Here is a 21269-nt window from a genome sequence, read left to right on the forward strand (position 1 = left end):
CGGCTCTGCTGGCATTCGATGTTCAGCGAGCAGGCGCCGGCCAGGGTCGCGGCCAGCGGCTGGGCGCCGCCCATGCCGCCGAGGCCGGCGGTCAGCACCCACTTGCCCTTGAGGTTGCCGTCGTAATGCTGGCGGCCAGCCTCGACGAAGGTTTCATAGGTGCCCTGGACGATGCCCTGGCTGCCGATGTAGATCCAGCTGCCGGCGGTCATCTGGCCGTACATGGCCAGGCCCTTGGCGTCCAGTTCGTTGAAGTGTTCCCAGTTGGCCCAGTGCGGCACCAGGTTGGAGTTGGCAATCAGCACGCGCGGGGCGTTGGCGTGGGTCTTGAACACGCCGACCGGCTTGCCGGACTGCACCAGCAGGGTCTCGTCCTCGTTCAGTTCCTTCAGGGTCTCGACGATCTTGTCGTAGCACTCCCAGTTGCGTGCGGCGCGGCCGATGCCGCCGTACACCACCAGTTCCTTCGGGTTTTCCGCCACCTCGGGGTCGAGGTTGTTCATCAGCATGCGCAGCGGCGCTTCGGTCAGCCAGCTCTTGGCGTTCAGCTTGTTGCCACGCGGGGCGCGGATCTCGGTGTCACGGAATTTGGTCATGCCTGGCTCCTCGTAGGGTGGTAGCGGTGGGCAGCGTTACTGTCTGACTGCGCGGGAAAGACGGCGCACATCTGCACACATATAAACTTGTACATACAAGCATATGCAAGCAAGAGGCCAAATCTCGTCACGGCTCCGCGCGAGAAAACGGGAAGCCGTGCGGCACAAGGGCCGCAGCCGACTTGGATGTATAGACAAGTAAAGCAGAGAGAAGCCGGTAGGCTGTTACCGCGCGACGAAAACGCCCGTTTTCGAAGCACGCGCGCTCGAAAATGGGGTCTTAGGTAACAGTCATTGCAGTGACGCGTCGATGCGCTGGGCCACTTCCACCGGCACCCATTGCGACCAGATATCCCGATGCTGGCGATAGAAGGTCTCGGCCATGGGAGCGGCCTCTGCATGCTCCTCGGCCATGCGGGCGAGGATGCCGTTGAACAGCGGCAGGGGAATCTCCAGCTTCTCGAAGGCCTGCACCAGCGGCGGAGCCTTCTCGCGCAGGTCACGGGAGACGCCGATGGCGATCTTCGCCGGCAGCGAGCGGGTACCGATGGGCGCGGGATTGTTCGGGTCGATCAGGGTCTCCCAGGCCTTCTGGTCGAAGGGCGGTTCCTCCAGCTGCACCAGCTGGTAACGCCCCATCAGCGGCGTGGGCGACCAGTAGTAGAAGAGAATCGGCTGGCGCTGGCGTATCGCCGAGCTGATGGCCGCGTCCAGTGCCGGGCCGGTGCCGGTGCGGAAGTTCACGTAGCTGTCTTCCAGGCCATAGGCCTTGAGCTTCTGGCTGTTGACCCTTTCGCAGGTCCAGCCGGTTGGGCAGTTGTAGAAACGACCCTTCTTGCGGTCCTCGGGGTCCTTGAACAGCTCCTTGTAGCGCGGCAGGTCGCTCACCGAGCGCAGCCCGGCGGCAGGCGCGCCCTCGCCCTTGACCAGGTAGTCCGGCACCCACCAGCCCTCTGTGGCACCCTTCACCGGCTCGCCCACGGCGAAGACTTCGCCCGCCGCCTCGGCCTTGCGCCACAGCTCGCTGCGCCCGGCCCACTGTTCGGCAATCACCTGGATATCGTTCTGCCGCAGAGCGTTTTCCATGGTCAGGGTGTTACCGGGGAGGACGTCGGTCTTGCAGCCGTAGCCCTTCTCCAGCAGGACGCGCAGCACCTCGGTGGTGAACATGCCGCTTTCCCAGTTCAGGCCGGCCAGTACCACAGGCTTCGGATAGGGGCACTCGGCGGCCTCGACCGAGGCCGGCAGAACCAGAGACAGGACGATGGCGGCAAGGACGCTGTGGCGGGGCATGGGCGGCTCCGGCGGACATGGCGGGCGACAGGATTAGGTGTAGACCCTGTGGCACCATCCTGCCCGCCGCAAGCCCCGAAGAGTTTTTCCTGTAGGGGCGAATTCATTCGTCCCTACAAAGGAAAGCCCCTGCGCGGCGCAGCTAGCGCGGCGTCAGCTCGATCAGGCAGCAGACCGCGCCGGCGGCGTTCAGCGTTACCGCAGCCAGGGCTCCGGAGGTTTCCAGGTGCAGGCAGTCATGCTGGCCCAGAATGTCGGAGCGCTGGCCGTCGAGGCTCATGCTCACCCCGCCCTCGGCGGCGAACAGCAGCAGGGTGCTGGCGGCGCTGAACAGCTCGAGCTCGCCGTCAACCCGCAGCCATTGCAGGCGGGCTGCATAACGTTGTGGCGAATAGATAATGTTGAAGTCGCGAATCGGCCCGTCGATCAGTTCGCAGTGCACGGCGCTGCCGCCATCGAAGGCGAAGGCGTCCAGGGCGGTGAGGTCGCGGGAGTGCTGGCCGTCCACCTCAAGGCGCATGCCGGCGCCTTCGAGCACCGTGATCACCCGCTGATAGCCGGTGAAGGCGGAGAAACCGCCGGACTCGCCGACATCGGCAATCGACAGGCGCCAGCCGAAGCCGTCGAGACCGTCGCCTGCGTCACGGGCGATTTCCAGGGTGGAACCCGCGCCGTTCTTCCACGGCATGCGGGGATAGTCGGCGGCGCGCAGCAGGCGGGATTGACTCATGAACCGAAACGTCCTTCGAGGCGATAGCGGGAACCGGGATAGAGCAGGCGCGCACTGGTCACGGTGTTACGTCCGGACCAGGTGCGGCGGCGGATCAGCAGGCAGGGCTCGCCGCGCTCGATCTGCAGCAGCTTGCACTCCTCGGCGTCGGCGAGGATGGCCTCGACCACGTGCTCGCCTTCGGTCAGTGGCGCTACCTGGGACAGGTAGGCGTAAGGCGTCATGCGGGTGAAGTCCTGCTTCAGGTAGTCGGGGGCGACCGCCGGATTCACGAAGCGGTCCTCGATCTGCACCGGCACGTCGTTCTCGTAATGCACAATGCGCGAGTGGAATACCCGCTGGCCTTCGCGCAGGTCCAGCGCCAGGGCGCGCTCAGGACCGGCCACCTCATCCACCAGGCTGACTACCACGCAATGGTGGCGATGACCGCGCTGGGCGATCTCCTCGGCGATGTTGTGCACTTCGAACAGCGCCGACTGGCCCTTGGGCTCGGCGACGAAGGTGCCGACGCCCTGCATGCGCACCAGCAGGCCTTCAGCGGTCAGCTCGCGCAAGGCGCGGTTGATGGTCATGCGGCTGAAGCCCAGTTCGTTGACCAGCTCGCTCTCGGACGGTACGCGGTAGTGCGGCGGCCAGGCGCCGCTCTGGATCTGCTGGCTGATCATCTGCTTGACGCGGGCATAGAGCGGCGCGGGGGCCTCCCCCATGCGGGCGGCCAGCGAGGAAGGCGCGTTGGGCGTACTGGACACGGGTATCTCCTTGTCGGCGTAAGGGCAGGACCGTGCGCTGGACCTGGCGGCGTCCGAAACCTGGTTCCCGCCTCCGGCATGTACCGGATTCGACAACTCCAGACAAGTGCGCGACTGACGGTGAGTTTACGTTACCCGCAAACGTCTGTATATGTATATACAAATAAAACCACCCATCCCGGGGCCCCTCACCATGTCCGCATTCTTCGCCGAACGTGCCCTTCTGCCGCAAGGCTGGGCTCGCAATGTCCGCTTCGAAGTCTCCTCCAACGGCCTGATCGAGCAAGTCCAGGCCAATGCCGGCGCAGATGGCGCCGAACGCCTCCAGGGCCCGGTGCTGGCCGGCATGCCGAACCTGCACTCCCATGCCTTCCAGCGCGCCATGGCGGGACTGGCGGAGGTGGCGGGCAACCCCAACGACAGCTTCTGGACCTGGCGCGAGCTGATGTACCGCCTGGTGGGCCGGCTCTCGCCGGAGCAGGTGGAAATCATTGCCCGGCAGCTCTATATCGAGATGCTCAAGGCCGGCTACACCAGCGTCGCCGAGTTCCATTACGTGCACCATGACGCCGATGGCCGCCGCTATGCCGACCCGGCCGAGCTGTCGCTACGGGTCAGCCAGGCGGCGCGCGAGGCCGGCATCGGCCTGACCCTGCTGCCGGTGCTCTACAGCCATGCCGGCTTTGGCGGCCAGGCGCCCAACGAGGGGCAGCGGCGCTTCATCCACAGCACCGACAGCTACCTGGCCCTGCAGGAGCGCCTGCGCGGCGAGATCGCCCGTCAGCCCAACCAGCAGCTAGGGCTGTGCTTCCACTCCCTGCGCGCGGTGACGCCCGAGCAGTTGGCCGCGGTGCTGGCGACGGAGAGCGGCAGCCGGCCCATCCATATCCATATCGCCGAGCAGCAGAAGGAAGTCGACGACTGCCTCGCCTGGAGCGGACGCCGCCCGCTGCAATGGCTCTACGAACACGCGCCGGTGGACGAACGCTGGTGCCTGGTGCATGCCACCCACGCCGAAGCCGACGAAGTGACGGCCATGGCCGCGAGCCGTGCCGTGGCCGGACTCTGCCTGACCACCGAGGCCAACCTGGGCGATGGCATCTTCCCTGCGGTGGATTTCCTCGCCCGGGGTGGGCGCCTGGGCATCGGCTCGGACAGCCATGTCTCGGTGAGCGTGGTGGAAGAGCTGCGCTGGTTGGAATACGGCCAGCGCCTGCGCGACCAGCGCCGCAACCGCCTCTACCGCGCCGACCAGCCGCAGGTCGGCCGCACCCTGTTCGACGCCGCCCTGGCCGGCGGTGCCCAGGCCCTGGGCCAGCCGGTGGGCGCGCTGGAAGTGGGCAAGCGCGCCGATTGGCTGGTGCTGGATGGCAACGATCCTTATCTCGCCACCGCCGAAGGCGACGCCCTGCTCAACCGCTGGCTGTTCGCCGGCGGCGACCGCCAGGTGCGCGATGTGATGGTGGCCGGCAAGTGGGTAGTGCGGGATGGACGGCATGGAGCCGAGGTGGAGACCGCGAAGGCCTTTGCCGGGGTGCTGAAAGAGGCGCTCGGTTGAAGCCACCCCCGCGCCGTTCATGGGAGCTGGGCGGAGGGTATGGCCTCGGATTTCATCGGGGCATCGGCGCAGGATGAGCGAGGTGCAATCGTTCCAAGGTTGGCACTGAGCGGAGCGAAGCCCAACGAGATCCAGCTCGGTACTCCCAGCTGTTGGGCTTCGCGGAGCTCTGCCCAACCTACATCCTGCGCCGCAAGGCGCTTTACTTGAGTCCCTTGCCGGAGAACATCAGCACCTTGTCGCCCGCGTACTGCACGCTGACAAAGGTTTTCTCGTCGCCCCAGGTGCAACTGGTGAAGCCGACGGCGCCGGAGCATTCGGTCGGATTGCCGAGCAGCATTTCGACCTCTGCCTTGGTCATGCCGGACTTGAGCTTGGAATAGTTCTCCTGGTTGAGCTTGTTGCAGGCGGCAAGCACCAGGCAGCAGGACAAGAGGGCGAGGGTACGCAGAGACATGGAGCACTCCTTGGCGGATGGGATGCGACAGCTTGGCACAGCGGTCGCGCGAGTGCCCATTTGAACCTAGAAGCGCGATCCGGGTTCCAGCAGGAAGGCGGATTCTTCGGCGCTGCAGGCGCGTCCGAGAATGGCATTGCGATGGGGGAAGCGGCCGAAGCGGGCGATCACCACCCGGTGGCGCTCGGAGAAGTCGAGAAAGCCCTCGAATAGCACGCGCTCACTGGCGGTGGCGCCGTCCAGCAACAGGCGGTAGCGGTACAGCGCGCGTTCCTGGCTGGCCAGGTCCTCGGCGTGTTCCAGCACCAGGCATATGAACACCTGGCGAATCGGCGCCAGATCCCGCTCCAGGCCACGGGCCAGGCCTTCGGCCACCAGCGCCTGGGCGCGGGCGTCGCCGGCGTAGGCGCGCGGGCTGTCGCGGAAGATCATGCGCGGGAGCTGGTCCAGCAGCAGAATCAGCGCCAGCCAGCCGTCCGACTGCTCGGCCCAGGCGCCGAGCCCGCCGTCCAGGGCCTCGTCCACCAGGCCGCCGAAGCGCTCACGAGCTTCGACGTCCTGGCTGTCCTTCTTGCCGAACCACAGCCGCTGCCGAGCCGCGGCGACCTGGGTGGCGGAGGCCTCGGGGCCGAACCACCAGTCAAGCAACGGCTGCCAGGGCTGCATGGGTTACTCCAGGTGGTAGCCGGTGACGCGGGCGACTTCTTCCTTGGAACCGAGGAAGACCGGCACGCGCTGGTGCAGGGAGGTCGGCTCGATGTCAAGGATGCGCTGGCGGCCGTCGCTGGCGGCGCCGCCAGCCTGCTCGATGATGAAGGACATGGGGTTGGCCTCGTACATCAGACGCAGCTTGCCGGGCTTCTCGGGCTCACGGGCATCCCAGGGGTACATGAACAGGCCGCCACGGGTGAGGATGCGGTGCACGTCGGCCACCATCGAGGCGATCCAGCGCATGTTGTAGTTCTTGCCCAGGGGGCCTTCCTTGCCGGCCAGCAGTTCGCTGACGTAGCGCTTCACCGGGGCTTCCCAGTGGCGCTGGTTGGACATGTTGATGGCGAACTCGGCGGTGCTTTCCGGTACGCGGATGTTGTCGTGGGTGAGCACGAAGCTGCCCAGTTCGCGGTCCAGGGTGAAGCCCTTGACGCCGTCGCCCAGGGTCAGCATCAGCATGGTCTGCGGACCGTAGATGGCGTAGCCGGCGGCGACCTGCTTGGTGCCCGGCTGGAGGAAGGCCTCCTCGCTCAGGCTGTCGTTCTGGCTGTGGTACTGCTCGGGGCAGCGCAGCACCGAGAAGATGGTGCCCACCGACACGTTGACGTCGATGTTGGACGAGCCGTCCAGCGGGTCGAACACCAGCAGGTAGGCGCCTTTCGGGTACTTGCCGGGAATCTGGTAGGCGTCGTCCATTTCCTCGGACGCCATGCCGGCCAGGTGGCCGCCCCACTCGTTGGCTTCCAGCAGGATTTCGTTGGACATCACGTCCAGCTTCTTCTGCACTTCGCCCTGCACGTTCTCGGTGCCCATGCTGCCGAGCACGCCGCCCAGCGCGCCCTTGGACACCGCATGGCTGATCTCCTTGCACGCGCGCGCGACGACCTCGATGAGGAAGCGCAGATCGGCAGGGGTGTTGTGGCTTCGGGTCTGCTCGATCAGGTAGCGACTCAGGGTAACGCGGGACATGGAATGGCTCCGGAGGGTGGAAAAATGCGCGCAGTTTAGCGCGAGTCGGTTCGCAATGCCTCTCAGCGGGATGGAAGGCGCCGAAATGGCCGCCGATTCTGCTTGCGAGGGCTGAGAATTAATCTGACGCCGGTGGCGAGCACAGGTTCAGCCGTCAGTCGAGTGTGGATTCGGTCAGCCGGCGCACCTGGTTGCGACCATTGCGCTTGGCTTCGTAGAGTGCGGCGTCCGCTCCCTGCATCAGCTCGTCCAGGGTCTCGCCCTGGTCCGGCCAGACCGCCAGGCCGGCCGACAGCGTGACCGACAACCGCCCCACGCGAGTGAGCAGGGGCTGGCCGGCCAGCGCCTGGCAGAGGCTGTGCAACCGGGCGAACGACTCCTCACCCGTTGCGCCCGGCAGCAATAGCAGGAACTCCTCGCCACCGATGCGGAACACCGCGTCGCTGCCGCGCAGGTTACCGGTGAGCTGGATGGCCACGGCGCGCAGCACATCGTCACCGGCCAGGTGGCCATGATGGTCGTTGAGCTGCTTGAAGTGGTCCAGGTCGATCAGCGCCAGGGCGATGGGCGCGCGCTCGCGCTGACTGCGCGCCATCTCGCGGGCGAACAGCTCAGCCAGGTACCGGCGGTTGTACAGGCCGGTCAACGGGTCGCGCAGGGCCTGCTCCTGCAACTGCTCGTGCAGGCGGGTGATGGTGCGCAGACGCTCTTCGCTGGTGGCCAGGGCTTCGGCCAGCTTGAGCTCGCTGCAATGACGCTCGGTGACATCGCGCAGGTAGAGCATCTGCCCGAGGACGAAGGTGCCGCCACGGGTGACCCGCTCGATATCGCGGGAGCGCACCTCGAAATAGCGCGACGAACCGGCCGGGGTCAGCAGCAATTCCTGCTCGCCCGCCGCCAGCATCGCCTCCAGTTCGGCGCCATACACCGGCCAGTCCGCCAGCACCCTGCCCTGCCAGCCACCGGACTGCCCGGCCAGCACCAGGGCGGCGGGATTGGCGTCGATCACTCGGCGCCTCGGATCGACCACCAGCACCGGGTCGGGCAGCTCCTCCAGCAGGAGGTGGCGTGCCACGGGCAGCAGGTCGAACAGGCGCACACCGAGGATCAGCCAGGCGAACGCCACCAGGGTGAAGGCGAAGCTGAACGGCGTGGGGTCGAAGCCGAACAGGGTCCAGCCGTAGACCACGTAGCTGAGGTTGGCGCCCCAGGGCACGCAGGTGACCAGCACGAAGGCCAGGTAATGACGGCGGTGCAAGCCGTGACTGGCCAGGGCGGCGCGGGTCACCAGCGCCAGGCAGAACACCATGAAGACATAGACGTAGACGGCCACGGCATCGAAGAGCGGGCCATGGTCATAGCGGATCGCCGCGCCGGGCGTGCCGTCCACCGGCAAGGTGCCGGGGCCGTAGAACAGCTGGTGCCAGGGGTTGCTCAGGGCCAGGCCGGACGCCACCAGCGGGCCTAGGCCCAGCAGCAGGAAGCCACGCAGGCTGAGAGGTTCGCGGATGCTGTTGACGTACTGCCAGAGAAACACGGCCCAGAGGGTCGGCACGCCGATGATCCCCGGCCAGGCCATGCTGGCCCAGAACACCTTGCACGGCGGCACCTGCGCTGCCAGCTCCAGGCCGGCGGCCGCCAGCCACCAGATGATGCCCAGGTGCAGGACGATGAAGCTCTCGCGCCCGGGGAAGTGCCGCTGTCGGCTGACCCAGCGCGCCATGAGCACCACGCCCAGGGCCACCAGCAGGGTCAGCAGCACCGGAACGTTCAGGCTCCAGCCACTGGCCAGGCAAGCCTTCACCGCCATTCCCCGGAAATGGCGAGAAGACAGGCGAGAGCTATCGAGTGAGGCTGTTCGAGGCTGGGCACTGGCCGTCCTGACCTGAGGTTGGGACCGCCCACGGCGGCCCGGAAAATGACCGAACAAAGATACAGCAAAACGCCATCGTCGCCGCGGCGACGCCGTTCCAGGCGCCTCAGGAACGAGCCGCCGGCCGCCGCAGCAGACTGAAGGCCATGGCGCCCAGCAGGCCGACGCCCAGCAGCAGCACTGCCCAGAGGCCGACGCGTTTCCAGACGACCTGCCCGGCGCTTTCGCGCTCCGTCGGTTGCAGTCCTACCTGGGGCAGAATCGCCACCGCCTCGGCGTGGCCCATCTTCGCCAGGCTGGCGCTGTCGAAACCCGGCACCAGGGTCGCCAGGGGCAGCTCCTCGCGGCGGGCCTCGAGATTGCCCAGGGCCAGGGTGAAGGGCGGATTGCCGCGGGAGAGGAAGACCACCTGGGTGGCGTGCATGCCCACCTCCAGGCGCGGCACCTGCTGGCCGAAACCGCCGGCGCGCTGGTCGACGCTCAGGCGCAGTTGCTTGACCGCCATCCAGCCCGGCAGATCGAGCTCCTCCCGTGCGACCTCTTTGCCCTCCTGGGGCAGCCGGTAGAGCAGGCCTGAAGCCAGCGGCTGCCACTGCGGCGCGCCGTCGCGGCGTGCCTCCACGCGCACCGGCAGCAGGCTCCCCGGCCGCTCGACGGCGATGCGCAGGCGTTCGATCGGCAGCCCCAGGGGCAGGTCCCAGAGGTACTGCCCGTCCTTGACGCTGACCGGCTCCAGCGGTACCGACCAGGCCATGGCGGCCGGCAGGCTTTCACGGCTGGCGCTCACCACCTTCACCGCCGACAGCTCGGGGGCCGGCTGCGGGCTCAGCCAGAGCAGGCGCAGGTAACGCGCGGAGCGGCCCGGCAGGCCCACCTCGCGCTGGTCGATCCGCTGGTCGGCGAAGGACAGCCGGGCGACCTGGCCGTCGCCCCAGGACTCCCAGCGCTGCAGGTCGTCACTGGCTTCGATGCTGAAGTGCTGAAAGCCGTCGCCGGCGCTCCAGTCGAGGGTCAGCTTCTCCAGCGGCGCCTGCACGGCACTGGCGTCCAGCAGCCAGCCGCGCAGCTGCTCGCCGGCCGCTGCCGGGCTTTCCGGCACTACCTGCACCACGGTACCGGTGGTGCTGCGCTCCACCCGTACGCTGGGCAGGGCGGCGGTGCCTTCGGCCGGGCCGCGCAGCGGAAACGCGCGCAACACGTGCTCATGGCGGGCGCGGCGCTCGCTGGCGGCACTGCGGGTCAGGGCATAGGCCAGGGCCTCCCCCTCGGCATTGAACACCCGCAGGTCGCGCAGATCGGCGTGGCGCGCGGCGAAGTGCAGGGCCATGGGCAGGTCCATGCGATACCAGGGACCCTCGCCTTCCAGGCGCAGCTCGACGCGGGTGGAAAAATCATCCGGCTGCTCGGCGGCGAGCAGCGGTTGGCAGAGCAGCCCCAGGCCGACCAGCAGGGCCAGGCCGGGGCGGCGCAGGTGAGACCAGTCGATCATGCGTTGACTCGCTCCTGTTCAGGTTCCGCGCGCCTGGGCGGCAGGGGCGCGAAGTAGCCGACGACCAGCAGCAGGACGCCGACGCCGATGAACGACACGATGCGCTCCAGGCCACCGCGATTGCCCAGTTCGACAAAGAACAGCTTGGCCACCACCAGCGCGATCAGCGCGGCGCCCACCAGCCAGAACTCGCGCCGGGCACGCAGGTGACCGCCGACCATCAGGCCGAGGGCGATACTGGTCCAGACGATGGACAGCCCCGCCTGCACCAGCATGGAGTCCAGCTGCGCCGCAAGCGTGTAGGGCACCCCGCCCCAGTGGTGGGCACTGCGGAACACGGTGGCCGTGGCCAGGGCGAACAGCGAGACGCCCGCCACGCCCTGGGGCAGCCAGTTCGGCAGCGCCACCGGGCCGAACTGCGGCAGGCAGTCGCGCAGCCAGAGGCAGACGCCGAGCAGGGCGAACAGCAGGCCCAATTCCAACGGGTTGAGCAGCGGCAGGTAGGGCAACGGTTCGGCGGCGCCATCGCTCCAGGCATTGGCGATCCAGAACCAGGCGAGCATCAGCGCAGCCAGCGGCAGGGAAGCCCAGAGGCGGTACTCCCGCGGGTAGGCGGCCACCGGCCAGGGCAACCGCGGCCGCAAGGCCACCAGCAGCAGCCAGGCGCTCGGCAGCAGCGCCCAGCCCAGCCAGCGCCAAGCGTTGTACTGCTCGGAAAGCAGCATCAGCAAGTAACGCAGCTCCAGCGCCAACACCCCGAGCGGCAACCAGCAACCCAGCACATGGGCGGCGCTGCGGGCACCCACGGGCAGCAGGCCATCGAGCCGGCGCAGGGCCAGCAGGTGCACCGCGAACAGGGCACCCCAGCCAGCCCAACCGAAGTCCGCCGCCGGGTGGTACTGCGGCTGCCAGGCCTGGGCCAGGGCCACGAACCCGGCCGGCGCCAGCAGCAGGCAGAGCAACGCCAGGGCGCGCCATTGCTCACGCCGGGCCAGCCAGGTGGCGAAGGCGACACTGGCCGCGGCCAGCAGCAGGGCCAGCGGCACCTGCAGTTCGGGCGCGGCAAAGCGGCCGAGCTCCGTCAACCAGGTCAGCGCCCACCAGCCGGCACTCCAGGCCAGCAGCAATTGCGCCAGATGGCCGAGGCTGAGGCCGCCCATGGCCGTTTCGCTCTGCCCCACCCGCTGCAGGCGCCAGGCGCAGACGAAAGCGGCCAGGGCCAGCACCGCGGGCGTCCAGAAACCGGCATGGGCCAGCGGGCGCAGGCCTTCGCCACTCAGCTCGCCCAGCAACAGCGGGCTCACCGCCAGGAAGCTGAAGCCGGCCAGCAGCTGCAGGAACAGGCCGAAGTAGAAACCGGCGCGTTGCTGCAAATGCAGGCTGAGCCAGAGGATCAACAGGCCGCTGCCGCCCCAGACCGCGCTGGCGGTACGCCAGGGCAGGACGAAGAGCACCGCCAGGTTGACGAAGGCCAGCCCCGCCAGCAGCACCAGCGACAGGCTGCGCAGCAGCCGGGCATCACTGCGCACCAGCGGGTCGCGGGCGGCCAGCAGCATGCCGGCGATCAGAGCCAGGCCGATCAGCGAGGCCACCAGCAGGCCACGCCAACCGGGCACGCCGCCGCTGCCGAGGCCAGAGCCGTCCAGGTCGAGCAGGAAGATCGCGCCGCCGAGCAGCTGCACGGCGAAGGCGTTGAACAGGAAGGTGCGCGACTGCAGGCGCAACCCGGTGAAGAGTGTCGCCAGGCCGGCCAGGGCCCAGGCGATGGCCGTGCCCTCGACGGCGAAGACCAGCGGCGCCATCAGGTAGAGGAACGCCAGCCCGGCGCAGGCCAGCACCGGCAGGCCCCGGCGCTCCAGGTCGGTGGCGGCCTCAACGGGCGCCAGGCGCAGCTGCCAGAAGCTGAACAGCAGCGCCGCGCCCAGCATCAGGGCGCCCAGGGGCGAGCCGTCCAGCAGGGTCTCGGCCCCCACGTCCAGCCCACCGAGGAAGGCCAGGGCCGCACCGAATTGCAGCAGCAAGGCGAACGCCCGGGCCAGCGGGCGACCCTGGCGCAGGCCCAGCCAGTAGATGCCGGCGCCTTCCACCGCCCAGGCCGCGGAGGTCCAGCGTGCGTCCAGCCCCAGCGGAATGGCCAGGCTGCCGAAAACGACGCCCAGGGCCAGGCAGGTTTCCACCAGCATCAAGGCACGGCCGGCGGTGCGCCCCGCCAGGGTGCGCGCCAGCAGCAGGTAGAACAGGCCCAGGGCCAGGGCGCTGAAGGCGGCGCCGAACTCGATATGGCGGATCAGGGCCAGCTGCAGACCAAAGCCGATGATCGGCGGGCCGAACAGCACGGTGCCGTCCACCGTATCGGCCTGGCGCGCCGACCAGCGCAGCAGCTCCTCACGCCCGGCGGGCGCCTCTCCCGCCTCGCTCAGCTTGCGCCGGGCGAACAGCAGGCCGATGCCCACGTACATCAGGAAGAACAGCACCAGGAAGGGCTCGGTGCTGGCGAACAGTTCGGGCAGGTAGGAGCGCAGGCCCCAGGCGAAGCCGATACCGAAGGTGCCGACGAAGCCGATCAGGTTGAGCAGGCGCCAGGCCTTGAACCAGGCGATGGCGAAGATGCCGGCGTTGAGCAGGGCGAAGTAGCTGAACAGCGCCACATGGTTGCCGCTGCCGCTGGAGGTGAGGATGGGCGCGGCGAAACCGCCCAGGGCCGCGGCGGCGGCCAGGCCCAGGGCGTCCTGGGCCACGGCCAGGATGGCGGAGAACAGGGTCACGGCCACCAGCAGGCCGAAGGCCATTTCCGGCTCCAGCAAGGGGTGCAGGCGCATGGCGGCGAATACCGTCAGGTAGAACACGGCGATGCCGGCACCCTGGAGCATCAGGCCGTAGTTGGGATTGCGCCGGCGCAGCCACCAGCCGAGGCCGAGCAGGACGATGGCCGCCAGGGCCACCCCGGCATAACGCAACTCGATCGGCACCACCATGCCCTCGGTGGCATAGCGCAGGAGGAAGGCCAGGCCGAGGAACAGCAGGACGACGCCGATGCGCAGCACGGTGTTGCCGCCGAACAGCCAGTTGCGGGCGGCAGCAAAACCGCGTTCGAGAAGGGAGGGTTCGCGCGGCTTGGGCGGTCTGGGCGGCGCCGATGGCGACTGGCGCGGTGCGCTTGGCCGGGCCTCGCGGCCCCAGGCATCGGCGGCGGCCGGCTCCATCGGCGCAGCGGCTGATGGCTCCTGGGCCGCGGCCGGCATTTCCTGCACCTCGGGCGGCAGCTCCCAAACCAGTTCAGCTTCCTGTTCGGGTGCCGCCTCCGCCACTGGCGCTGGCGCCTCGGCGACCGGGGGCGGCGCTTTTTCAGTCGCCTGCGCCCGGCCCTGTTCCACCTTTAGCAAGCGCTCGTGGATGGCCTGGGTGCCCTTGTCGAAACGGGCGGCGAAGCCCTTGAGCGCCTTGTGCAGCTCGGCGTTCTCCCGGGCCAGAGCCTGCAGGCGGATGGCCTGACCAAGCCCCAGGCCCATCAGGCCGCCGAGCAGGGCACCAACGACGCTTTCATCTATGCCGGCCCCGAAGGCCAGGCCAACCAGCATGAAGATCCATTGCATGCAGCGTTATCTCGGATGATTGAGCACTTGGGCCGCATCCATCGCAGCCACGACCGGCCAGAAGCTACTGGAGCCAGGCACCGGCCCAATAGAGACGAACGCCAACTGGCCCACAGACACAGAAACTTCCTACAGCTCAGCACGGGATTGGTAAAAATGCGGCAAGACAAAGGGAAATTTCGTGCTTCCCGGCGGGAAACTGTTCACTTTTTCACCGACACCGCTATGATGCCCGCCCCCATTCCCTACCCTGCTCGCCGACCATGAAGACCATGATGATCGTCGGTGCCGACCTCGACCGGACGGACACCTGGATCAAATACGAAAAGACCATGTGCCACGCCTGCGTCTCCAGCTGCTGCACCATGCCGGTCGAAGTGCGTCTGAGCGACCTGATCCGCCTGGAGCTGGTGGCCGAGTTCGAACGCGGCGAGCCACCGAAGAACATCGCCAAGCGCCTGATGAAGGACGGCGTGGTGGAGCGCTTCAACCAGAAGTCCGGCATCTTCACCTTGACCCGCATGGGCAACAACGACTGCTACTTCCTCGACCGCAAGAGCCGTCTCTGCACCGTCTACGACAAGCGCCCGGAAACCTGCCGCAATCACCCGAAGATCGGCCCACGCCCCGGCTACTGCGCGTTCAAGCCCATCAGCCGCTAAGCGGCCCTTCCCCTGCAGGGAAGGCCGCGCGCCCCAACCTGTGCGAATTCATTCGCGAAAGGCCGCCCTCACACTCCCGTAGGTTGGCGCTGAGCAAAGCGAAGCCCAACAGCGCAGGCGTGGACGAGCAGCTCCCCTGTGGTTGATTTCCGTGATGCGGATTTCCACCGGCAATCCGCCCGGCCCATCCCTCAACCCTTGAAGGCGCCGATCACCCGCTGCACCAGGCTCACACCGGCCAGCACCAGGGCGCCGGCCAGGACACCCACCAGGCCGTCGATCAGGATCTGCACCAGCCAGGCGAAACCGCCGGAAGCGGCCAGGACAGGCTCCAGCAGGTGATGGGCCGGCGGAATGCCGTGGAGGATGATGCTGCCGCCCACCAGGAACATGGCTGCGGTGCCTAGCACCGACAGGCCCTTCATCATCCAGGGCGCGGCGGCGAGGATGCCGCGGCCGATGGCCTGGGCCGCCGCACTGGTCCGGCGCACGAGGTAGAACCCCAGGTCGTCCAGTTTGACGATGCCCGCCACCAGGCCGTACACGCCCACCGTCATGATCAGGGCGATGCCGGCCAGCACCGCCACCTGCTTGCCGAAGGCGGCATCGGCGACCGTGCCCAGGGTGATCACGATGATCTCGGCGGAGAGGATGAAGTCGGTGCGAATCGCCCCCTTGATCTTGTCCTTCTCCATCGCCACCAGGTCCACGGACGGATTGGCCACGGCCTCCGTCAGTACCGCATGGTGCTGCTCGTCTTCCTCAGCGCTGTGCAGCCACTTGTGCGCCAGCTTCTCGAAGCCCTCGAAGCAGAGGAAGGCGCCACCGAGCATCAGCAGCGGGATCACCGCCCAGGGCGCGAAGGCGCTGATCAGCAAGGCCGCAGGGACCAGGATGGCCTTGTTCACCATCGAACCCTTGGCCACCGCCCAGACCACCGGCAGCTCGCGCTCGGCACTCACGCCGCTGACCTGCTGGGCGTTCAGCGCCAGGTCATCGCCCAGCACGCCCGCGGTTTTCTTCGCGGCGACTTTGGTCATTACCGAGACGTCATCGAGCAGGGTGGCGATGTCGTCGATCAGGGTCAGCAGGCTGGCTCCGGCCATGGTGGGTCCTTGCAGAGGGAATTCGGGGCGCTGCGGTTCAGCGCAGGCGAACTACAGACAAAAACGCCCCGCCGGTCAACCCGGCGGCGCTTTTCTGCCGGCAGGTTCGCGTTCCCCGCTGACCACTTCCAGGTCGGTGCCCTTGGCCTTGGGTTTGATCAGGCTGAAGTCGATCAGCGCCTTGGGCTGGTAGGGATCACCGATCAGCCGCGGGCGCGGCTGGAAGGCGGCATTGACCAGGCTGCGGCTGGGGTCGAAGTCGTCGAAGCGGATACCGGCCAGGTCTGCCCAGGTGTGGATGAAACTGGAACTGCTGTAGGGCCTGCCGAGGCTGGCGCCCAGTTCCTGCGGGTGCTCGTCGCGCCACTGCGGCGAGCGCCAGAGCATGAAGGGAATGGTGTACATGGGCGCGGTGGGCGCCGCCTCGTTTCGGCCCAGCACTTGCGGATGCTCGGGGTCGAATACCGCCTCGCCATGGTCCGAGAGATAGAGCAGGAAGCCGTTGGCGCGGCTGCCGGAGAAGCGCTCGATCAGGCTGGAGACCACGTGGTCGTTGAACAGTACGGCATTGTCGTAGCTGTTGTAGGTGGGCAACTGGTCGTCGGTGACGTTGGCCGGCACGCCCTGGCGGTCGGTGAAGCGGTCGTACTCCGGCGGGTAGCGGTACTGGTAGCTCATGTGGGTGCCCAAGAGGTGCACCACGATGAACTTGCGCGGTGCCGAATCGGCCAGCACCTTCTCGAACGGCGGCAGCACGTCGTCGTCGTACTGGCGCGCGTTCTGGTTGCGGTTGTTGTTCAGGTAGAACTGCTCGTCCGCCTGCTTGGAGAAGGTGGTGAGCATGGTGTTGCGCTTGGTCAGGGTCTGCTGGTTGGTGATCCAATAGGTCTTGTAGCCGGCCTGCTTCATCATGTTCAGCAGCGATGGCTTGGTCAGGTAGAGGTCCGGGTTGCGCTCGTCGGCGAAGGTCAGGACCTGCTGCAGCGCCTCGATGGTGTAGGGGCGCGGGGTGATGACGTTGTCGAACACGTCCAGCTGGTCGCGGATGCGGTCGAGGTTCGGCGTGGTCTGGCGCGGGTAGCCGTAGAGGCTCATCCGCTGACGGTTGGTGGATTCGCCTATCACCAGCACCAGGGTGGCCGGCAGCCCGGCATTGGCATCCTTGAGGTTGGCCAGGGGCGCGATCTGCGCATTGCCCTCCAGCAGGTCATGCATGTCCGCCAGTTGCTGGCGGTACTGGCGGTAGCCCACCAGTAGCTGCCAGGGCACGGCCGGCTCCATGCGCTTCTCGAAGCTGTCGCGGGCGGCCTCGAAGGTGTCGTTGCCCAGGCCCTGCTTGAGCGCCGGGTAACCCACCAGCGCCGCCAGCAGCGCCAGGCTCACCGCCAGCGCCCTGCGGCGGGGCAGGTGGACCGGGCGCAGGCGGGTCCAGAGCAGCACGGCGCCCAGGGCATAGCCGAGGAAAGCCGGGACCATCCACCAGGCGAAGTACTGGGTCAGGTACTCGGAGCCTTCGGACACGTTCGACTCGAACATGATGAAAATGACGCTCTGGGAGAATTCCTGGCCGTAGACCAGGAAGTAGCCGAAGGCCGGCAGCGACGCCAACCAGAGCAGCAGGCCGAGCCCGCCGGCGATGCCGCGCGTGCGCTGCGGGAAGAGCAGCACGGGGATCAGCCACAGGCCGCTGAGCAGGAAGGCCTGGCGGAATCCGGCGAAACCGCTGGTGCCGGTGACCTGGATCAGTAGCTGGGTGACACCCGAGAAATACCAGAAGAACAGGAAGAGCCAGCCAAGCCCGGCCCAGTCGAACGGCCGGTCCTCGGCCTTGTGTACATCAGAATTCATAAACATCCGCCCTAGTCGAGCCTTGACCAGTCGAGTTGATAGAAAAGCAGGGACTATGACTGCGAAATCGTGAAAAGTTCGTCAAACATCAGCTGAATGGGCTGGAGCAGGCGGCCTTGCCAGGGCCGAGGGTGGGAAGCCGGCCGGCGGAAAACTCCGCCGGCCGGTGAGTTGACTCAGAAGTCCAGGCTCAGCGCCAGGTTGACGCCCTGTTGGGTGTCGTCCTCGCCCTTGCGCCAGTTGTAGCCGCCACGCAGCGCGAGGTCCGGCGCCAGCTGCTGGCTGAAGCCGAGGGTGACCCGGTTCAGGTGATCCTGCGGAGTGAAACCCTCGAGGGTGAAGCGGTTGTCGGGCAGGCTGTTGAGGGACAGGGTCAGGTCCTGGGTGTCGTCCTCGTACTCGCGCTCAAAGGCGTACTCGGCGAACACCTGGGTGGCGCTGCCGAACGCGTACTTGCCCTGGAGGCCGGCGCCCAGACGCTTGGAGTCGCGCTTCTGGTCGTCGTAGTTGAGCGAGGTGGAGCTGGCACCATCCTCGGCGTAGCCGTCGACCTCCACCCGCGCGTAGTCGGCGCTGACGAACGGCGACAGGTGCCAGGGGCTGTCGGCCTGCTGGGCGATGTCGTAGCCCAGGCGCGCGCCGAACGCCCACAGGTAGCCGTCGGTGTCGCCCTTCTCGCTGCGCGTACCGCCGCCCAGGGCGAACTTGCGCTTCAGGTCGTCATAGTCGAGGTAGCCGCCGGTCAGAGCGGCATCGGCCCACCAGCGGTTTTCCTGGTACTGCACGAAGGCAGTGGCCAGGTAGCTGTTCAGGCGGTAGTCCGAATCCTCGGCACCGGCTTCCAACTCCTGCCGGTAGAAGCCGGCCGCGACACCCGCGCGCCAGGCATCGTTGATCCGGTAGCTGCCGCCGAGCGTGACGTTGTAACCATTGCCGTCGCCGCTGGCGGCGCTGTCCTGGGTGTCGAAGTCCAGGTGCTGGCCACCGCCGGCGACGAAGGCGCGCCACTGACCAATGCTCTGCCAGTTCTCCCAGTCCGCCTGCCACTGGTTGCGCAGTTCATCCTGGTAGGCGCGCAAGGTGCCATGGGCCATTTCCGGCAGCAGGGTCACTTCCCACGGCGCCGCCAGCAGGGAATAGGCGTAGTCGGCGATCAGCCGCTGCCCGGCGATGGTCGGGTGCACGCCGTCGTTGAACAACAGCTTGGTCGGGTCCGGCGAGGCGCCGTTGAGACCGAAGGTGGGGTTCATGACGCAGCCGGTGCCGCTGAAGCAGGTGCCGACCAGGTTCTGGTCGCTGGCCAGGCCGACCGCGCCGGGGTTGGCCAGGGTTTCCCTGACCAGCAGGGGAATGTTCAGCGGGATGATATTGGCGTTCACCTGGCTCAGCTGCGCGGTCAGCGTGGCGTTGAAGGCAGTACTGAGCTGGCTGGCGAAGGATTGTGTCGGGCCGCCGAAGTTGGCCGGGGTCAGGCCCAGGTCGGGCAACAGCCAGACCATGATGTAGCGAGCGCCGGCCTGTTGCAGAGCCTCCACGCTGTCGACCAGGCGCCCCGCCGCCTGCTGAGCCTGGAGGCCATTGAGGATGCGCCCCTGGAGGAAGTCATTGCCTCCGCCGGTGAGGTAGTAAAGCGCATTCGGATCGGCGCCCAGGCCCTGGCTGGCGCGGTCCACCAGGTAGCCGTCGCGGCTGCGCAGGGTGATGCCGCCGTTCGCGACCACCGAGCCGCCCGGCGCGGTAATAGAGTCGAAGATCTGGTCAGTGCGGTAACCACCGACCGCCCAGTTGTTGCCGTCCGCGATGCCCAGCTGGGCGTTGACCGGCGAAGTGGACGCCGCCAGGTCGCCGGCGGCGATGCCGAGCTGGCCGCCCAGCAGCGTCGGGGTAACCGGGCCGAAGATTTCGCCACTGCCGTTCTGGAAGGTCGGGCCAACCCGGTTGGTGAAGCGCGTGGTGCTGCCGGTCGGGCCGGCCGGATCCGGGAACTGCCCGGCATCGCTGAGGCTGTCGCCGAACACCACCATGGTGGAATAGGGAGCGGGTGCCGCCTGTACTGCAGTGGACAAGGTGGCCAGCAGGCAGGCCGCCACCAGTGGCTTGAGCGCCATTCCGGTCATTGTGCTTACTCCGTGATTATTTTTATTGTCAGGGCGGCACGACAGCACCAAAAAGACCCGTCACGCCCAAGGCCCGTTCCAATGCCCCACCTCAGCGGAACAGCATAGACGGGATACCCACCCTGCGGCGGGTGCTTGGCGTAGCAGGACAAAAGGAGAAAGGGGACAAATTTATTTTCTCTACGCTAATTTCTGACAGCCCCCCGCGTCTTCCTCTCGATCCGACCTCCAGCAATACGCGCAAGCTCATCCACGAAGCGGCCATTACCAGCGAACTGACTGTGAGGATTTTCCTCACGAGTAAGGTTAAGAGAAAAATCAGAAAGGACTGGTTGGAGAATTAGAGTAGGGAAAACAAATCTGCCCCCTTTCGGTCGTTCGTTTGCCTTAGCTATCGCAAAGATGTTCAGGAGGAGCTGTCGACTTCATTGGCACAGGTATTGCCATCCCTGTGCCCTCAGCAGGAATCAACTCAAACACTCCTAGAAAGCACTGCAGCCCCGTTTCTGAGGCGGAGGAGATGTGGCCAACCCCTGCGATCGCCAGGTAATCCTTATTTGGTTCGAGTTTATAGACCCTCTCACCAGCCTTACAAACCATGTAGGTACTGCCATAGCTGCCAATTGCCGCGCCCAATGAGGCTAGCTGGAAGGGAGCATCAGTCCTTACCCGGTGCTCAGTCACTACCTTCGTATAAAGTCCTTCAGCCATGCGCACGGCTCCAATGTACTGGATCAGTTCTGGCTCATAACTCTTCGGCATGCCCAAGCTTGATGGAGTCGCGGGGTATTGCGGATAGCTCGGGTTGGGGGTTACCCCTTGGTGAAAACGCCCCGATTCGGCAAGCTTGTGGCGTGGTGATGGTGCGCCAATAAAAGGGGACAGATCTATTTTCTATACTCTAATCTTGCAATAAAAGGGGACAGATTTATTTTCCTTACTCTAATTTCGGTCGCCCCTGCTTGCGCCGTTCAATCCGTACGCCCGCAATACGCTCAACCTCATCCACGAAGCGATTGCTCCCCGTCAGTTGGCCGCGTTGAATGGCTTCCCGAATCAGGCTCAGTTCCTCGGCGGGCACTGCTTGCCTGACGAACTCGGCATACCGGCGGCGCCGTTCTTCATCCCTAACGCCGAGCGCTTTGAAACACGGGTCGTCGTCCAACCAGCTCTGCTCAGGTGCGGCCCCCATACGCAGGGCGTAGCTCGACCAGGGATAATCCCCTACCTCAGCCACCATGCACGCCCGCACCGGGTTCAGTTCGATGTAACGACTACAGGCCAACAAGTAGGCATCGGACTGCACGATGCTCGACTTGAAGCGGCTTTCCCACAGAGTGCCGGAGCGCCCTTCCAAGCGATTGCGGTAGCGCGTCGCGCGGGCCGCCAAGGTCTTCATCAACTGGCTGAGCCCTGCCAGCGAATCATCCGGGGCCAACAGCAGGTGCACATGGTTGGTCATCAGGCAGTACGCATAGACCTTGACCCCGAAGGCATCCTTCAACTCGCGCAAGTCGG

At 66.7% G+C, this 21269-nt stretch carries 15 protein-coding genes and 1 pseudogene; 2 read left to right on the forward strand and 14 right to left on the reverse strand.

Features of this window, described 5'->3' with window-relative positions; genetic code table 11:
• The 4 genes and pseudogenes from E8F12_RS08660 to hutC form a co-directional block, all read right to left on the reverse strand.
• Positions 1 to 596 (reverse strand): annotated as a pseudogene (locus E8F12_RS08660) (urocanate hydratase); the annotation flags it as partial.
• 291 nt (positions 597 to 887) lie between these two features.
• Complete coding sequence (locus tag E8F12_RS08665; protein WP_280324832.1) at positions 888 to 1889, reverse strand: ABC transporter substrate-binding protein; 1002 nt, start codon at positions 1887 to 1889, stop codon at positions 888 to 890.
• A 142-nt stretch (positions 1890 to 2031) separates the two neighbouring features.
• The gene (locus E8F12_RS08670) at positions 2032 to 2619 is read right to left on the reverse strand and encodes a HutD family protein (RefSeq protein WP_280324833.1); all 588 of its coding nucleotides are present in this window, start codon (positions 2617 to 2619) and stop codon (positions 2032 to 2034) included.
• The gene (hutC, locus tag E8F12_RS08675; RefSeq protein WP_280324834.1) at positions 2616 to 3368 is read right to left on the reverse strand and encodes a histidine utilization repressor; all 753 of its coding nucleotides are present in this window, start codon (positions 3366 to 3368) and stop codon (positions 2616 to 2618) included. Before hutC ends, E8F12_RS08670 begins: the two co-directional genes overlap by 4 nt.
• A gap of 193 nt (positions 3369 to 3561) precedes the next feature.
• On the opposite strand from hutC, the gene E8F12_RS08680 reads away from it, so the two are divergent.
• Positions 3562 to 4926 (forward strand): formimidoylglutamate deiminase, encoded by a 1365-nt coding sequence (locus E8F12_RS08680; RefSeq protein WP_280324835.1) that lies wholly within the window; start codon positions 3562 to 3564, stop codon positions 4924 to 4926.
• Between the two features lie 202 nt (positions 4927 to 5128).
• On the opposite strand, the gene bamE is transcribed toward E8F12_RS08680, so the two are convergent.
• The 6 genes from bamE to E8F12_RS08710 all read right to left on the reverse strand — a co-directional run bounded on the left by bamE (position 5129) and on the right by E8F12_RS08710 (position 14018).
• Entirely contained in the window at positions 5129 to 5383 is a 255-nt protein-coding gene (gene bamE / locus E8F12_RS08685; protein WP_280324836.1) for an outer membrane protein assembly factor BamE, read from the reverse strand.
• A 66-nt stretch (positions 5384 to 5449) separates the two neighbouring features.
• The gene (locus E8F12_RS08690) at positions 5450 to 6049 is read right to left on the reverse strand and encodes a DUF924 family protein (RefSeq protein WP_280324837.1); all 600 of its coding nucleotides are present in this window, start codon (positions 6047 to 6049) and stop codon (positions 5450 to 5452) included.
• 3 nt (positions 6050 to 6052) lie between these two features.
• Positions 6053 to 7063 carry a class 1 fructose-bisphosphatase gene (locus tag E8F12_RS08695; RefSeq protein ID WP_280324838.1) on the reverse strand — a complete coding sequence of 337 codons (1011 nt, stop codon included), beginning with the start codon at positions 7061 to 7063 and terminating at the stop codon, positions 6053 to 6055.
• A gap of 154 nt (positions 7064 to 7217) precedes the next feature.
• Complete coding sequence (locus E8F12_RS08700; RefSeq protein ID WP_280324839.1) at positions 7218 to 8867, reverse strand: histidine kinase N-terminal 7TM domain-containing protein; 1650 nt, start codon at positions 8865 to 8867, stop codon at positions 7218 to 7220.
• A 175-nt stretch (positions 8868 to 9042) separates the two neighbouring features.
• Entirely contained in the window at positions 9043 to 10425 is a 1383-nt protein-coding gene (locus E8F12_RS08705) for a DUF3999 domain-containing protein (protein WP_280324840.1), read from the reverse strand.
• The gene (locus E8F12_RS08710) at positions 10422 to 14018 is read right to left on the reverse strand and encodes a DUF2339 domain-containing protein (RefSeq protein WP_280324841.1); all 3597 of its coding nucleotides are present in this window, start codon (positions 14016 to 14018) and stop codon (positions 10422 to 10424) included. Before E8F12_RS08710 ends, E8F12_RS08705 begins: the two co-directional genes overlap by 4 nt.
• Before the next feature lie 263 nt (positions 14019 to 14281).
• Here E8F12_RS08710 and E8F12_RS08715 point away from each other — a divergent pair, with 263 nt between their 5' ends.
• The gene (locus E8F12_RS08715) at positions 14282 to 14680 is read left to right on the forward strand and encodes a YkgJ family cysteine cluster protein (protein ID WP_280324842.1); all 399 of its coding nucleotides are present in this window, start codon (positions 14282 to 14284) and stop codon (positions 14678 to 14680) included.
• A gap of 191 nt (positions 14681 to 14871) precedes the next feature.
• Here E8F12_RS08715 and E8F12_RS08720 read toward each other — a convergent pair whose 3' ends face one another.
• From E8F12_RS08720 to E8F12_RS08735, 4 genes are all read right to left on the reverse strand, one after another.
• Positions 14872 to 15786 (reverse strand): DUF808 domain-containing protein, encoded by a 915-nt coding sequence (locus E8F12_RS08720; protein ID WP_280324843.1) that lies wholly within the window; start codon positions 15784 to 15786, stop codon positions 14872 to 14874.
• Positions 15787 to 15861: 75 nt separating this feature from the next.
• Positions 15862 to 17634 (reverse strand): phosphoethanolamine transferase CptA, encoded by a 1773-nt coding sequence (gene cptA / locus E8F12_RS08725; RefSeq protein WP_280324844.1) that lies wholly within the window; start codon positions 17632 to 17634, stop codon positions 15862 to 15864.
• A gap of 176 nt (positions 17635 to 17810) precedes the next feature.
• Positions 17811 to 19751: an esterase EstP gene (estP, locus tag E8F12_RS08730; RefSeq protein WP_280324845.1), complete on the reverse strand. Its 1941-nt coding sequence runs from the start codon at positions 19749 to 19751 to the stop codon at positions 17811 to 17813.
• A 937-nt stretch (positions 19752 to 20688) separates the two neighbouring features.
• Positions 20689 to 21269, reverse strand: a 581-nt coding sequence (locus tag E8F12_RS08735) for a transposase (protein ID WP_280324846.1), incomplete at its 5' end; no start/stop codon positions are given.

The sequence above is a fragment of the Pseudomonas sp. BN102 genome, from assembly GCF_029871245.1.
Lineage (GTDB): Bacteria > Pseudomonadota > Gammaproteobacteria > Pseudomonadales > Pseudomonadaceae > Metapseudomonas.

Coding starts and splice junctions, on each gene's coding strand:
- E8F12_RS08690 (WP_280324837.1), bottom strand. CDS start 6,049: ATGCAGCCCTGGCAGCCGTTGCTTGACTGGTGGTTCGGCCCCGAGGCC.
- E8F12_RS08695 (WP_280324838.1), bottom strand. CDS start 7,063: ATGTCCCGCGTTACCCTGAGTCGCTACCTGATCGAGCAGACCCGAAGC.
- E8F12_RS08705 (WP_280324840.1), bottom strand. CDS start 10,425: ATGATCGACTGGTCTCACCTGCGCCGCCCCGGCCTGGCCCTGCTGGTC.
- bamE (WP_280324836.1), bottom strand. CDS start 5,383: ATGTCTCTGCGTACCCTCGCCCTCTTGTCCTGCTGCCTGGTGCTTGCC.
- cptA (WP_280324844.1), bottom strand. CDS start 17,634: ATGAATTCTGATGTACACAAGGCCGAGGACCGGCCGTTCGACTGGGCC.
- E8F12_RS08670 (WP_280324833.1), bottom strand. CDS start 2,619: ATGAGTCAATCCCGCCTGCTGCGCGCCGCCGACTATCCCCGCATGCCG.
- E8F12_RS08710 (WP_280324841.1), bottom strand. CDS start 14,018: ATGCAATGGATCTTCATGCTGGTTGGCCTGGCCTTCGGGGCCGGCATA.
- E8F12_RS08665 (WP_280324832.1), bottom strand. CDS start 1,889: ATGCCCCGCCACAGCGTCCTTGCCGCCATCGTCCTGTCTCTGGTTCTG.
- E8F12_RS08720 (WP_280324843.1), bottom strand. CDS start 15,786: ATGGCCGGAGCCAGCCTGCTGACCCTGATCGACGACATCGCCACCCTG.
- E8F12_RS08680 (WP_280324835.1), top strand. CDS start 3,562: ATGTCCGCATTCTTCGCCGAACGTGCCCTTCTGCCGCAAGGCTGGGCT.
- E8F12_RS08715 (WP_280324842.1), top strand. CDS start 14,282: ATGAAGACCATGATGATCGTCGGTGCCGACCTCGACCGGACGGACACC.
- estP (WP_280324845.1), bottom strand. CDS start 19,751: ATGACCGGAATGGCGCTCAAGCCACTGGTGGCGGCCTGCCTGCTGGCC.